This is a genomic window from Microbacterium sp. BF1 (assembly GCF_019279095.1).
GTDB classification, from domain to species: domain Bacteria; phylum Actinomycetota; class Actinomycetes; order Actinomycetales; family Microbacteriaceae; genus Microbacterium; species Microbacterium maritypicum.
This window is the reverse complement of sequence record NZ_JAGYWT010000750.1, coordinates 1-794: the sequence shown is the minus strand read 5'-3', so window position 1 is coordinate 794 and position 794 is coordinate 1. Positions and strand designations below refer to the sequence as shown.

The 794-nt window shown below is 64.7% G+C and carries 1 protein-coding gene; it reads left to right on the top strand.

The features are described 5' to 3' along the window. Window positions 1-152: 152 nt before the first annotated feature. The coding region (locus KZA10_RS16545) for a YhgE/Pip domain-containing protein (protein WP_218683442.1) at window positions 153-794 on the top strand (642 nt) is incomplete at its 3' end.

Here is a 794-nt window from a genome sequence, read left to right as displayed (position 1 = left end):
GCGAACATCGAGACGCCGATGGCGATCGAAGCGATGACCGACAGGGTGAAGGTGCGGTTTCGGAACAGCGACATCGGCACGATCGGTTCCTTGACGAAGAACTCGACCGTGATGAACGCGGCGATCCTGTTCGTCACGCCACCCAGAACGTGATGGCATGCATCGTCCTTTTCGGTCTCGTCGTCATCCCCTCCCTGTTCACCTGGTTCAACGTGATCGCCAGTTGGGATCCGTTCGCGAACACGAAGGACCTGAAGATCGCGGTCGCGAGCACCGATGCCGGCTACGAGAGCGACCTCGTCCCGATCCGCGTGAACGTCGGGGAGCAGGTTCTCTCTCAGCTCCGCGGGAACGACCAGCTCGACTGGGTCATCACCGATGAGCACGACGCGATCGACGGGACGAAGTCGGGCGAGTACTACGCCGCGATCGTGCTGCCCGAGACCTTCAGCGCGGACATGCTGACCTTCTACGCCGATGGGGGCGACCGCACGCACATCGCGCTCTACACGAACGAGAAGAAGAACGCGCTGGCGCCGAAGATCACCGGACAGGGCGCGGAAGGGGTGTCGTCCGAGATCAGCGACACGTTCGCCCAGACGCTCGGCGACGTCGCGCTCGGCCTCGTCTCGTCGTTGTCGGACTACCTCACGGATGAGGACACGCAGGCAGCACTCACCCGGGTCGAGGCGCGCCTGGGGAGTGTGGGCGATCAGCTGCGCTCCGGTGCGCACACGGCCGACACCTTCACGGCTCTGCTCGAGGGGAGCCGGCCGCTGCTCGACAGCGCCTCG